Source organism: Paraburkholderia terricola (assembly GCF_900142195.1).
GTDB lineage: Bacteria > Pseudomonadota > Gammaproteobacteria > Burkholderiales > Burkholderiaceae > Paraburkholderia > Paraburkholderia terricola.
Window position 1 is genome coordinate 32152 of the sequence record NZ_FRAB01000048.1, and the last position, 13201, is coordinate 45352.

General features: G+C 61.4%; 12 protein-coding genes. 4 read left to right on the forward strand and 8 right to left on the reverse strand.

The features are described 5' to 3' along the window. Positions 1-9: 9 nt before the first annotated feature. Genes hpnK through BUE39_RS28515 form a run of 3 tightly spaced genes read right to left on the reverse strand, consistent with a single transcriptional unit; the run spans position 10 to position 2527 of the window. A complete protein-coding gene (hpnK, locus tag BUE39_RS28505) occupies positions 10-834 on the reverse strand; it encodes a hopanoid biosynthesis-associated protein HpnK (RefSeq protein ID WP_073432009.1) in 825 nt (274 codons plus the stop codon). After that, positions 824-2164, reverse strand: coding sequence for a bacteriohopanetetrol glucosamine biosynthesis glycosyltransferase HpnI (hpnI, locus tag BUE39_RS28510; protein WP_073432010.1), 1341 nt, complete (start codon positions 2162-2164; stop codon positions 824-826). The genes hpnK and hpnI (BUE39_RS28510) overlap by 11 nt, the downstream gene beginning before the upstream one ends. A 12-nt stretch (positions 2165-2176) precedes the next feature. Further along, positions 2177-2527 (reverse strand): hypothetical protein, encoded by a 351-nt coding sequence (locus BUE39_RS28515; RefSeq protein ID WP_073432023.1) that lies wholly within the window; start codon positions 2525-2527, stop codon positions 2177-2179. Positions 2528-2887: 360 nt separating this feature from the next. Here BUE39_RS28515 and BUE39_RS28520 point away from each other — a divergent pair, with 360 nt between their 5' ends. Both BUE39_RS28520 and BUE39_RS28525 read left to right on the forward strand, forming a co-directional pair. After that, complete coding sequence (locus BUE39_RS28520; protein ID WP_073432011.1) at positions 2888-3547, forward strand: response regulator; 660 nt, start codon at positions 2888-2890, stop codon at positions 3545-3547. Then, on the forward strand, positions 3548-4996 hold the full coding sequence (locus BUE39_RS28525) for an ATP-binding protein (RefSeq protein WP_073432012.1): 1449 nt from the start codon (positions 3548-3550) through the stop codon (positions 4994-4996). It begins immediately after the preceding gene. On the opposite strand, the gene BUE39_RS28530 is transcribed toward BUE39_RS28525, so the two are convergent. From BUE39_RS28530 to BUE39_RS28545, 4 genes are all read right to left on the reverse strand, one after another. Next, positions 4993-6057: a lysylphosphatidylglycerol synthase domain-containing protein gene (locus BUE39_RS28530; protein WP_073432013.1), complete on the reverse strand. Its 1065-nt coding sequence runs from the start codon at positions 6055-6057 to the stop codon at positions 4993-4995. The two genes, BUE39_RS28525 and BUE39_RS28530, sit on opposite strands and share 4 nt — an antisense overlap. A gap of 99 nt (positions 6058-6156) precedes the next feature. Continuing rightward, the gene (hpnI, locus tag BUE39_RS28535) at positions 6157-7317 is read right to left on the reverse strand and encodes a bacteriohopanetetrol glucosamine biosynthesis glycosyltransferase HpnI (protein WP_073432014.1); all 1161 of its coding nucleotides are present in this window, start codon (positions 7315-7317) and stop codon (positions 6157-6159) included. Beyond that, complete coding sequence (hpnJ, locus tag BUE39_RS28540; RefSeq protein WP_073432015.1) at positions 7314-8735, reverse strand: hopanoid biosynthesis associated radical SAM protein HpnJ; 1422 nt, start codon at positions 8733-8735, stop codon at positions 7314-7316. Before hpnJ ends, hpnI (BUE39_RS28535) begins: the two co-directional genes overlap by 4 nt. A gap of 181 nt (positions 8736-8916) precedes the next feature. After that, entirely contained in the window at positions 8917-9960 is a 1044-nt protein-coding gene (locus BUE39_RS28545) for a YncE family protein (protein ID WP_073432016.1), read from the reverse strand. A 638-nt stretch (positions 9961-10598) separates the two neighbouring features. On the opposite strand from BUE39_RS28545, the gene BUE39_RS28550 reads away from it, so the two are divergent. Together BUE39_RS28550 and BUE39_RS28555 are read left to right on the forward strand one after the other, a co-directional pair. Continuing rightward, positions 10599-11546 carry an FkbM family methyltransferase gene (locus tag BUE39_RS28550; RefSeq protein ID WP_084561511.1) on the forward strand — a complete coding sequence of 316 codons (948 nt, stop codon included), beginning with the start codon at positions 10599-10601 and terminating at the stop codon, positions 11544-11546. A gap of 177 nt (positions 11547-11723) precedes the next feature. Further along, positions 11724-12032 (forward strand): hypothetical protein, encoded by a 309-nt coding sequence (locus tag BUE39_RS28555; protein WP_073432018.1) that lies wholly within the window; start codon positions 11724-11726, stop codon positions 12030-12032. 194 nt (positions 12033-12226) lie between these two features. On the opposite strand, the gene BUE39_RS28560 is transcribed toward BUE39_RS28555, so the two are convergent. Then, a partial coding sequence (locus BUE39_RS28560) for a GNAT family N-acetyltransferase (protein ID WP_235004988.1) occupies positions 12227-13201 on the reverse strand: 975 nt, incomplete at its 5' end.

Below are 13201 nucleotides of genomic sequence, written 5' to 3' on the forward strand. Positions count from 1 at the left end.
ACCGCGCCGCTACCGGTTCAACACATCGGCGAATCCGCCCAGCCTTGCGCCGAGTCCTCGAATCGAGCGGGCGACGTTCGGCGACAGCAGCGCCTCCAATTCGTCCGCATGCCGATAGTCGCGCATGCCGTCACTCAATACGCACTCTCCCGCAACGGCAGGATGACAGTAAATCTCCGCCACGCCCTCAGGCAGCGAAGCAAGCGCCGCCAGCCACGCCGCTTCGTCCATGCGACCGCTGCCGGCAATGCCGACGACATAATCATTGTGAAGAATGCCCGCGCCGTCGAGCCGCCACTTCACGCTCGAGATCCATGGTCTCAGCCATAGCGGCGCATTGGCCTCGAACGGCAAACGCATCGCCTTCATGCCGAATTCGCGGCCGATTTCAAGGATCAAGCCGAGCACTGTCGGATGCAGATGGAAATGCTTGTGCGTGTTGACATGATCGAGCGCGAGTCCGGTTCTGGCGAACGCCTCGAACTGCGCGCGAATTTCGCGGGCAAGCTGCTTGCGCACATGCGGCAGAAAGAAAAACCGCACGCCGTCGCGCACCATATTGCCGCCGAAGCGCCCATGCTCGTCGAGCAAGGCGGGGATGCCGGCGCGCGGGGTGACCGCATCGCCATCGGCGAGCACGAGATGCAAGCCGATGCGCAACTGCGGCAGAGCGCGGGCTCGCTTCACCGCGTCGCTTGCGGCGGGCGCACCGACCATCAGGCTCGCGGCCGTCAGCACGCCGTCGCGATGCGCCCGTTCGACCGCCTGATTCACCCGTGAATGCCGGCCGAAGTCGTCGGCGGTCACGATCAGGGCGCGCGGCCTAGCGGCCATCGGACGCCTCCATCACGCGCAGCGGCTTTGCATGCGCCGTCGAAGTCGAGCTTTCGACCGGCACGCGCGCGCCACGCCACATCACGTGCGAACCGAAAGCGCCGGCGATCCATTGGAACAGCAGCAGCGTGTCGCGCAACGGCACCAGCGGCAGATCGCGCCAGAACGAAGTCGGGGACGGGTGGCGGAATGCACGCTCATGGCGCGCGGCGCGCGCATGAAGCAGCACGCGCGCGGCCAGCCCCGCAGCCGTACTCGCTGCGCTGACGAGCACCGGCCAGCGCAGCGGACCACTGTTCGCACCTGTCGTCAGCACGTTCGTGAGCCACATGCCCGTGATGAGCCAGGGCGTCGGAAACGTGATGAACAGAAATGCAAAGCCGAGCGGATTCACCGAACGTATCGTGCGCAACCAGCGCGTTTCGCGTTGCCAGAGCGCGGCAAACGTCGGCTCGATCACGTCGGTGGCGACCATGACGCGCGAGAGCACCGTTTGCAATCCCAGCGCACGCACGTGTTCGGCAAGCCAGTAATCGTCGGCGAGGCAATCTTTCAGGGCCTCGAATCCTCCGATGCGTTCGAGCGTCGCGCGCCGCAAAGCGAGTGTGGCGCCGAAGCCGAAGCGGCGCGAGCCGGCCATATGTGCGACGCGCACCGAAGGCGCAAACCATTCGTTGACGAAGAGCGCACCCACGCGCTGCCAGAAGCCGCCCAAACCCTGCGCCACATAAAGACAGGTGACGGCGCCCACCCACGGATCCGCAAGCGGCGCGGCCACGCTGTCGAGATAGTCGGCCTCCACGGCAATGTCGCTATCGGCGATGACAAACACACCGTGACGCGCGTGCTCCGCCATATTGATCAGGTTGCTGACCTTGAGATTGCTGCCGTGCACGCGCGGATCGATAGCGAGCTCGATATCGAGCGCCGGATACGCGGCCTGCAAACGGCGCGCGACGGCAACCGCGGGATCGTCGGGAGAAGACACACCCAGCACGAGTTGAAAATGCCCGTGACGCTGCTCGCAAAACGTCCGCAGATTTTCGTAAAGACGCGGCTCAGCGCCGCAAAGCGGCTTGAGCACGCTCACGCCCATCTGCACGAACGGATAGACAGAACATGCGTCCGCCGCGTCGATGCTCGCGCCGTGCGTGAGGTTGGTGGTATCGGCTGCGCGAACGCTTCGCGCAAGATGAGCGAAACGGGACGGTGCGCCGCAGCGCAGCGTGAAGAACGGCATCGCCAGCACCGCCGCCATTGCGTACAGCGATGCGCCGACGCAGCCAGTGAGCAGAACCCATTGGCATACGGTCAATGTGTGCGCAGCCATCGGCGGATTCCGTCAGTGACTGCCCAATACGAACGGTTTACCCGTCAGGCGTAGATGGAGAATGACGAGCCGCAGCCGCGGGCAACCCGGCGCGATCCTGACAGGTCGCGCGTGAAAGCCGGCCGCGTTCGCATGACGGCCTTCGACCGCATGCTCGAACGCGGCCTGAGCAAACTGGCGTGTGACGATCACGCCGCTCGCCATGACGGCGAGCGCGATCAGGCGGAAAGCCGCGGAAACGAACAGATGGTGCGCTTCCGGCAGGACGAGCACCGTCACGCAGGCAAGCACATCGGCGGCGAGAGCGGTGAGCGAAGCCACCATCAGGTGAGCTCGCAGCATATCGACGGTGAATGGCTTCATGGCTTCGTCTCTGACCTGATGAAAGCATCGCGGGGTCCGCGCGAGCAATTGACGGCGGCGGTTCGCCGCGAGCGTCAGCGCGAGGAGGACGGCCAACGCGAACGTCGTGCGTTCCATCGACGCGCTTATGATCGAGCTTCAACGAGCTATCAGCGATATACGATACTGCGCGCTCATGTCACTAACACGACTGTATGCTGTCGATGGGCGATAGTATCGAGCCAAGCTGAAGGAAACCTTAAGCAAACCCGCCATGAAACGACCCGTGAACAACGTGGCTAGACTTCGGCGTTATGGGTTCGCGCGCGTCGGCCATGCGTGCCGCCGCCCCGTCAAAACATCCAACGGAATTTCTACCCCATGCGTGTGCTCCTCGTAGAAGACGACGACCTGATCGGCTGCGGTATCGAAGCGGGTCTGCGCCAGGCCGGTTTCACCGTCGACTGGGCGCGTGATGGCCACAAGGCCAGTCTTGCGCTCGACACCACCAGCTACGAACTGCTTCTACTCGACCTGGGCTTGCCGCGTGTGTCGGGCATGGACCTGCTCAAGCGGCTGCGCGACGCCGGCAAGGACATGCCGGTGCTGGTGCTGACCGCGCGCGGCACGGTGGCCGACCGCGTCGGTGGTCTGGAGGCAGGCGCGGACGATTACCTCGGCAAGCCCTTCGACCTGGCCGAGCTGATCGCCCGTTGCCGGGCCTTACTGCGGCGCGCGCAAGGCCGCAGTGTCGAAGTGATCCGCTATCGCGATCTGACGGTCAATCCGTCGGCGCAATCGGTCGAACTGTCCGGCACGCGCGTGTCGCTGACCGCGCGCGAGTGGGCAATCCTGTTGCAATTGATCACCAATCAGGGAATTCCCCAGTCGCGCGCGCGTCTGGAAGAAAGCCTTTACGGATGGCAGGAAGAAATCGAAAGCAATGCAATCGAAGTGCATGTATCGAACCTGCGCAAGAAGCTCGGCGCGAAGCTGATTCGGACCGTGCGCAATATCGGCTATGTCGTGGAGAAAGAGTAAATGGGCGCATCCATTCGCCGGCGTCTGATGCTGCTCGTGCTTGCCAGCATTGCGCTCGTCTGGGCCATCGCACTCGCGTCGAGCTATCGTCAGGCCTCGCGCGAAGTCGCTCAGTGGGAAGAGGCCCGCCTTGCCGAACTCGCGCAGATGCTCGCACTGCTCGATCAGTCGAATCTCGCCACGCTCGCCAACGCCCACATCGACGTTCGCGAGGAAGAAAGAGGCGGCGCGACGAGCGCGAACGATAGCGACGACGACGACTCGCTTCCGCGCGACGCGCTGTTCCAGGTGCGCGCCCCCAACGGCGAGGTGATCGCGGGCAGCCCGCCATTGCGCGCGCTCAACGCATGGGATCTGCCGGTGCCGAGCGTCACCGGCACGCAAGACGTGGTGCTGAACGGCGAGATGTATCACTCGTTCACGCTGCGCGACACTGCCTTGGGCCACACGGTGCGCGTTTTCGAGCAGGCCAATACGCGCAGCGATCTGGTGAGCGGCGTGGCGAGCCGCATCGCGCGTCCGGCGCTGATTGCGTTGCCGGTGCTCGCGCTACTGGTATGGTCCTCCATCGGCTGGAGCCTTGCGCCGCTGCGGATGCTCTCGGGCGCGATCCGTTCACGCGGCATCAACCGCCTGGAACCAGTCGATATCGGTCATGTGCCCACCGAGGTACGGCCGCTCGTCGATGCGATCAACCTCCTGCTGTCGCGCCTCCTGCACTCACTCGAACGCGAACGCGCCTTCACCGCCGACGCGGCCCACGAACTGAAAACGCCGCTCGCCGCGATCAAGGTTCAGGCGCAAGTCGCGCTGGCCGAGCCCGATGCGGCGCGGCAGCGGCTCGCCATGGAGCGCGTCGTTCAAGGTGTGGATCGCAGCGCACGGCTCGCGGAGCAGTTGCTGTTGCTCGCACGCCTGGACATGCACGAGAAAATGTCGACAGCGCCGCTCGCGCCCGGCGAGGCCGCGAGAAATGCATGGATCGCGAACGAGCGCAACGCGCAGCAAAAGAACCTGCACGTTACGCTGAACTGCGATATGCGTGCCGCGATAGACGCCGAACCGGTGCTCATCGGCATCCTGTTCGACAATCTTCTGGATAACGCGATCAAGTACGGATGCGAGGGCGGCAGCATCGAGATCGCCGTGCGGACTGTGAAAGACCCGACGAAAGACGCCGTGCAGGGGCGCGTTGTGGTGAGCGTGCGCGACGACGGTCCCGGCGTTGCGCCAGCCGACCTCGCTCGCCTCGCGAACCGTTTTTTCCGCGCGACCGGCAATCAGGCAACCGGCAGCGGCCTCGGATTGTCGATTGTCGCGCGCATCGCCGAGCATTTTGGCGGACGCGTGCATTTCGGCCGTGGCATCGACGGGCGCGGACTCGCGGTCGAGGTGTCGTTTCCCGCTTATACGGCCGTCCCCGACGAGCGGTTGCAGCCGGTTGCCTAGCGGCGGTTCGTTTCACTCGCGATCACGCCGCCTTCCGCGAGCTGCGCCTGCCGCGAGCGACGGCTCGAACGCCGCGCCGCATCCTGACCCGGAGCGCGCCTGGACGCCTCCACGAACTGCCAGGCAATCAGCCCCGGCACGAACATGAGCAGGTCGCGAATCCGCCGCGCGCCCGCCAGGGCGAGACACGTCGACGGATCGAGGCCCAATGCGCCGCCGATCAGAATGAAGCCGCCCTCCTGCACGCCCAGGCCGCCCGGCACGAAGAAGGCCGCGCTGCTGACGGCCTGAATCAACGACTCGATCACCACGGCTTCGACCAGCGTGACCTGGGCGCCGAGAAAATGCAGCGCAAGCCAGATTTCCAGCGAAGTCAGAAAGCACTGCAACGGCTGCCAGAAGAACAGATAGCGCAGCACCACGCCGCGGCGCCGCCAGATCAGCTTGATCGCCTGATCGATTTGCGCCGACTGCCCGACTAGCGCGGCAAGCTGGCCGCTCGTCATGTGGTCGAGCACGCGCGTCATGCGCTCGAAGGGATTGGCATGCTGGACCAGCGCGAACAGGACGAGGAGCGGCGTCAGCACGACTACGCCCCACGCGAGTTGCCCGGCGAGCCTCAGCGTGCCGGAATGCGCATGCGCGAACAGAAAGCCGATGCCCACCATCGTGAACAGCAACTGGCTGATCACGGTAAGCTGCATGTCGGCGATGATGCTGCCCACCGCCGTCGAGGGCCGCACGCGCCAGCGCTTGAGCATGCGAAACGACACCACTTCGCCGCCGATGCGCGCTACCGGCAGCATGCTATTCACCGATTCGCGCACCCAAACGAGATGCAGCATGTTCAGGATGCCCGGCCGGTTCGCGCCGCGAATCAGTGAACGCCAGCCTGACGCGTTGGCAATCATCGGCAGCACGTGCGCAAGCGCCGCGAGCACGAGCCCGGCCCCGGCTGCCCGCAACGCGCCGAGCACCGCGCCGGGGTTGTCCTGCCAGACGAGCCATAGCGACGCGAGCAGACCCGCCAGCGCGGCCACGCGGCCGAGATGCTTCATCATGCGGGCGCCCTGTGCAAGCGCGTCGCACGCGCGGATTGCCGTTCAAGCTTCGAATCGAGGAAAACGCGGATCATTACTGCACTCACTTTCTGTTCGTCGTCATTCGTCCGGCGCGGCCGACAGCAGGCCGTCGCCATCCACCCTGAAGCTGAAGCCACGCCACATGACGCGCGAGGACCAGAAGCTCGCGACGAATATCGCAAAGGAGACAATATCCCATAACGGCAGCAGCCATAGTCCGCCGTGCGCCTGCCGCAGGGCGCGGTCGACGGAACGCTTCAGCGCGAAACGCGCGCAGACGGCGAGCACCGCGACAAGCCACGTCCACCACGCGCCGTCTGAGAACGCCACCGCGAGCAAGGCAAGTGCAAGCGGATACATCAGCGCGGAGCCCAGATGGCCGAGCGGATCGACGCGGCGAATAGTACGGCTCCAGCGGAGCTCGTGCGAAAACAGTTGTGCCGCGTTGGTCTCCGAGCACGCATGCGCGATCGTGAATGGAGAAATCGCCACTGTCTCGCCCGTTGCGCGCACCGCTTCGCCTATCGCATGGTCTTCCGCGAGATGCCACACGAACGGCATGAGACCGCCGATCCGTTCCAGTGTGCGGCGCCGCATCGCAATCGTCTGTCCAAAGCACGGCCGTGCGAGACCGAGCGCGAGTCCGGTGACGACACCGGGCAGAAACTGATAGTTGGTCGCCTTCGCCGACAAACGCGGCCAGAAGCCGGGGTCGGGCCGCCCGCGGTACACGCAGGTCACCAGCCCCACCCCCGGACTCTCCAGCTCGCCGACGATATTGCGCAGATAATCGGGACCGACACTCACGTCGCTATCGGCGAAGATGAGCACGTCATGCCGCGCTTGCGGCAGCATATTGATGATGTTGCTGATCTTGCGGTTCGGGCCGTGCAGGCGCGCGTCGGCGACAACGGTGATGTCCGCGTCCGGATGCAAGCGCCGTAGTTCGTCGACGGCCTCCAATGCCGGGTCCGCCGTATCGTGCACACCGAAGACGAACTGCACGGGACCGGCATAGTTCTGCTTGCAGAAGCTGTCCAGATTACCGAGCAGCGCCCACTCGTCACCATGCAGCGGCTTGACGATCGTAACCGGCGGAAAACTGCCCGGCTCGGTCGCTGCTCGCGCGAAGAACCGCCCGATCAGCACGCTCGCGAGCATCGTGTAGCCGATGCCGAACACCGCGCACGCGCCGCATGCATAGGCGGGCACGGCGGCGAGCCAGTGCGCACCGCTCACGCCTCGTGAGCGCGCAGGAAGCGGAAGAATTCGACGCCTTCACGCAAGCGCCGTTTCATCATGTCCCAGCTCGTGAGCATTTCACGCAGGATTTCCCATATTTTCGACGGGCGGAAATAGAAGCGCTTGTAGAAATTTTCGAGCTGGTGATAGATCTCGTCACGCGACAGATGCGGATAGCCGATTGCCGCGAGTTGTACGCCTTCCTTGCTGACGAGGTTGATGACCTTGTTCTCTTCGAGCCAGCCGTTTTCAACCGCCTGGTTATAGAGCGTCGTGCCTGGATACGGCGCCGCGAGCGATACCTGAATAGTGTGCGGATTGATTTCCTTCGCGTATTCGATGGTCTTCTGGATCGTCTGCTGCGTCTCGCCGGGCAAGCCTAGAATGAACGTGCCGTGAATCTTGATGCCGAGCTTGCGGCAATCTTCGCTGAAGCGGCGCGCGATGTCGGTGCGCAGACCTTTCTTGATGTTCAGCAGGATCTGATCGTCGCCCGATTCGTAGCCGACCAGCAGAAGACGCAGGCCGTTTTCCTTCATGATTTTCAGCGTCGAATACGGTACGTTCGCTTTCGCATTGCACGACCACGTTACGCCGAGCTTGCCGAGTCCACGGGCGATTTCCTCGACGCGCGGCTTGAAATCGGTGAAGGTGTCGTCGTCGAACATGATCTCCTTCACTTCGGGCAGGTTGTCGCGAATCCATTTCACTTCTTCCAGCACGTTCTCGACCGAGCGCGTGCGGTAGCGATGGCCGCCGACCGTTTGCGGCCACAGGCAGAATGTGCACTTCGAGCGACAGCCGCGTCCGGTGTAGATCGACACGTACGGGTGCTTCAGATAACCGATGAAGTAGTTATCGATCTTCAGATCGCGTTTGTAGACAGGCGCGACGAACGGCAGTTCGTCCATGTTCTCGAGGATCGGCCGCGCGTCGTTGTGCTCGATCGAGCCGTCGGCCGCGCGATAGCTGAGCCCTTTGATCTGCGCAAGCGGTTTGCCCGCGGCCACTTCCTGGCACGTGAAGTCGAATTCTTCGCGGCAGACGAAGTCGATCGCATCGCTTGCCGTCAGCGAATTGTGCGGATCCACGGCAACTTTTGCGCCCACCATGCCGATCAGCACCGAAGGCTTGCGCTTTTTCAGATCCTCGGCGAAAAGCGCGTCGGTGGGAAAGGACGGCGTGCTGGTGTGAATGATCACCAGGTCGTAGTGCTGCGCGATGTCGAGGCTCGCGTCGACGGACAGGCCGTCGGCCGGCGCATCGAGTACACGGCTATCGGGAACGAGTGCGGCAGGTTGCGCGAGCCACGTGGGATACCAGAACGAGCGGACTTCACGCTTGGCCTGATAGCGCGAACCCGCGCCACCATCGAAACCGTCATACGACGGCGCCTGCAAGAACAGGGTTTTCATGAACGCTCCAGCGTGCCTTGAACGGACGTTTTCAGTTTTCGGTCGAAACTGGAACTCGCGGGATGGCGAGCGCGACGGCAGGATTCGCGCAAATGGTACGGAGCAAAGCTGAAGGAAACCTTAAGCGCGGCGGCGTGTGGCGTGGCGTGACGGGCGCAGAGGATATCCGCCCGGTCTTTCCTCAGTCCCGTGGTTGCATGATCCGCAGTGTGGGGCTTCCCTGAACGTTCCTGAGTGGCAAGTAGACACGGTGCGTCGAACCGTCGACTGCGACGATATGCGCATTGGGTCCGATGCGGCCATTGCCGATCTTCGACACTTTGCCCGCTTCGGCCTTGAACATCGAGACGATGCCGGCCTCACCAGCGACATAGAGCAGATGCAGTTGCGGATCGAAGGCCAGGACATCCGGACCCTGACCGGCGTCGAAGGATGCAGTGACGCGCATCGTGCGCATGTCGAGCACCAGCAGCTTGTCATTGCCTTCACACGCGATGAAGGCGAGCCGTTGCCGCGGTTCGATCAGCAACCCGTGGTTGCCCTGCGCGCCCGCCAAGCCGATCCGCGCAACGATCCGGTCAGTAGCAGGGTCGATCTCGACCAGTTGCCTTCGGGATTGCACGTTCACGAAAATGTGCCGGGAAACCGGATCGTATTGCGTATTGCCGACTTCGCCACCCAGAGGAATCGTTGCCACACGCGTGTTCGTTCTGACATCGATGACGGTTTCCGTCTCCCCGGTCTCGTCAGACACGTAAAGCTTGTGCGCCTCGGGGGCATAAGCCATGCCGTCCGGATAACGTCCACCCGGCATGCGCGCGACGATTTTTAGCGTTGCTTCGTCGATCGCCACGATTTCATTCGTTCCCGTTGCTGAGGCATAGACGCGCGACAACTCGGGAATGGCAAGCACGCCGTGCACCGACGCGACGTTTGTGATGCGGCCAATGACACGCGACGCAGCCGCATCGAAGACGATGACCTCACCATCGCCCAGGTGAGCGATGAACAGCAGCTTGCGTCCGGGGTCGTAGCTCTCATAGTCTAGGCGCGTCGCGGCACCCGGCAACGGAATATCGGCGATGTGCTTCAAGGGCAGATCGCTCGCCGCCAACTCGTCGGACGCAGCCGATGCCCGAAGGAGGGCAGGCCCCACAGCCGCGAGCGCAACGAACAGGGCGACGAACAGTGGCAAGCCAATGGGTCCAATGCGCGGAGTGTTCATGACGTCCTCCTGTTCAGGCCCGTACGGTCGCGAGCCGGTGGAACTCAGCCGCGACAGTGGTCTAGGAAAAAATTTCCACTCGCCTTTTGCGGCGCGCTATCGCGCCGCTCCGCCCTGCGCGTCCAGTGCGGTCTTAACCGCCTGCCGATGCATCGTTCCGATCAAACGCGAGAATCTCGACGCTTGGCTTGTTCCTGATCCGTCCAATCTGAAGTCGCAATGTTTCAAACCAGCAGAAACTGGCCGATGCTGCGGCGAATCAGTAGGTATCGCGGCAACTCCGGGCCCTTTAAGGTTCACTGTTTTCGGCCAATACCACACGTGTTTATGCCGCATCCGCATAATTCGCCGAGCCGATGGCTAACATTGAGCAAGTTGCGGTTCAGCGATTGATCGAGTGGCGAAGGTCGTCTGAATACTACCAATATAATGGCTGTTATGACAGCGACGGATGCAAGTATGGGCGTCGGGGCATATCTTAGCGTTCCTGTTGGACAGGGACGCCGTTTTTGATCTCGTCGCGGTTAGGTTGACTGCGCGTATATTATACACGGTCCCGGACGTCGCAATCTCTGTCGGGTATCTATAAGTTAGCAGAAGAATGCGATGCGCTCAACCATCAATAGGTGAAGAGGAAAATGACCGTCGATTCCCGTGCTGGGCCACGTTTTGAACCGATTTTTCGGAAAAAGATACTGGCGAAGCGTGTTACCACGAGGAATTTTAGCTATGTAATAACCCGATTGTCGTTTCATTGGCTTAATAGGATAGCGGACGATCATCTTCAGGCACGAGGCCATAAGATGGCCGTCTTTGCGAATGAACATATAGGCGGATTTATCCATGCTTTCGGGGTTTACGAGCAGGAGGAGCTTGACGCACTTTTCAATTTCCTAGAGCCTCTACGTGATGTTTTTCGTGCAGGCATGGCGCTAGACATCGGTGCCAATGTCGGCAATCACAGCCTCTACTTCTCCAGGATATTTAACGCGGTTCAATCCTTTGAGCCAGATCCATCGACTTTTTATTTGCTCAAGTTCAACGTGAGTTTTCGCAAGAAGATCACCGCATACAACATCGGGCTAGGAGATCATAAGGGGACTTTCAGGCTGTTAGAAGTACCGAAGAACATGGGCGCCTCCACTATTGTCGCTGATCAGGTCGAAAGCAAATCCAGCACGGACTACGTCGATGTGCAGATTGTCAGGCTTGATGATCTTGACTATCGCGATGAAGGCCCCTGTTTTATCAAAATTGACGTTGAGGGCTTCGAACCAAGGGTACTTCAAGGCGGCTTAAGGACGATAACGAAGCACTGGCCACTTATAGTATTGGAGCAACATGAAAGTGCCTTTACGGAAGGAAGTACTGAATCGATTTTCATATTGAAGAATTTGGGATATGAATTTTGTTGGCATCAGAGCGGAGTAAGATCGCGAAACACCTTTGTTCGTCGCATTTTCAACATCAAAGAGTTGTTTATTGGGCGTACGCACAGGATTATTACTGCGGAGACGATTCCAGCGGGGGATTATTCAATGCTTATAGCGATACCTCCCCGCTTTAGAGATCTTCTCCATCTTTGACGCGGAGCAAATAGTAGTACACCGGATTATCAAATTTCACGCTCAACGCTTGTTAGTTTTCTGTCGCATTTGCGCACTGATGTAGAATTGAGCGGCGGAATTTTCGAAAGCGAACCTTGAGAAAGCCTATAAAAACGAAGACCGATCGAACGAAACCGCCTGCGGGGAATGCCGCCAATGACCACACGCCGACCGCACGAGACGAGCGACAGCGCGGGTGATGGCGCCAGAAGCGCCCGACCAGCGCAGTCGACGCTGAAAGCGTGGTTGTTGCCCACGCCGATTTCGGTAGATTCGGTCGCCTTGCTGCTGAGACTGAAAGAGTTTGTCGCCGTGGCCACCGAGACCATCGAGAACCAGGGTCTGATGCTTGAGGATTGGAAGCTGCGCGCGGTGCTGATGGACACCCGCCTGTGTTATGCCGACGACTTCCTGTTCGGCATGCGGCGAGCGACGTTGCCTTCAGTGTCCTGCTTGTCACGATGACCAACATGTTTCCCGAGGAGACCGCGAGCGATATCGGGGATGAACAGGGTTGGTGAGAGAAGAACTGGGCCTGTCCGCCACCGTGCGCTTTGGCAGATCGAGCCGCTTCGGCTGGGCCCCCTGATGCTAACCAGACCAACGTACGCTTCCGAGTTCCGATGTTCAGGAAGGTGTTCGCGTTGTCGCAATAGTCATTACTCGCCACGCTCCTGTCGCCTCACGCGCTGGCGTACCGAACGTGATACGCATCGCCCCAGATGCAGGATGCTTCGCATCGCAGCATAGTCCGCACTCGCCCGCTCGACTTCGAGCCGCGGGACGAGGGTTCCCCCGAAACCGCTGAGGAACTTGAGAATGCCGACATTGGAAATGCCGTCGAAATCGAAAGTGAGACTTCTTTCCCGGGCATTGCGCATGGCGTTCCATAACAACAGACCGATAACACCGCCATGGGCATCTTCTTTTCTCGACGACAGCAGGTAATACATTGTGTGCTGATCCCATATCACCGCGATGGCGGAGCACAAACTGCCGTCCGCCTGGTAGGCGCCAAGCACCATACCCGAGCCCCTCGAGATGAAGGCATCGACGAGTTGCTTCATGACGTGCGTGCCGTAGACGTTGTCCCGATTCCGGCGCGTCAGATTGGCATCGTAGAAGCTGACGAACAGGTTCGCGTCCGTTATCTGACGAACGGTGTGCTGTTCGCCGGCACGGCGAACCAGATTGCGGGTATTCGGACGAAGTCCGGCCCATACGTCCGGCTCGGCCCTGCCGGGCTCGATCCGCATCGTATAGCTTACGGCGACCTCGAAGCCCAGCAACGCAAATCCCATGGCATCCGAGACGTACGGATCGAACCGCTGGTGAAACAGCGCGCACTCCGGCAACTGCTCGACCAGGGCTTGCGTTGCACCGAAGCAATGACGCCAGTCATCGTCGCCCGTGCCTTTCGCTGCCGGAATCACGGGACCGAGCGTGCGCGTTAGCGGGGGCAAGGTCGAGAGGCGCCAGATGCCCTTGCGTGTCACGGTGTACGGCATTTCGGCGACCAGTTGACCACGGTCATGAACCGACGCCAGCTTCCAGTTGCCCCCGGTCGCGATATCCAGCCACCAGGGCTCATGGAAAATCGAGCGCCCGTTCAGACCGGCGCGTGCGGCGTGGAT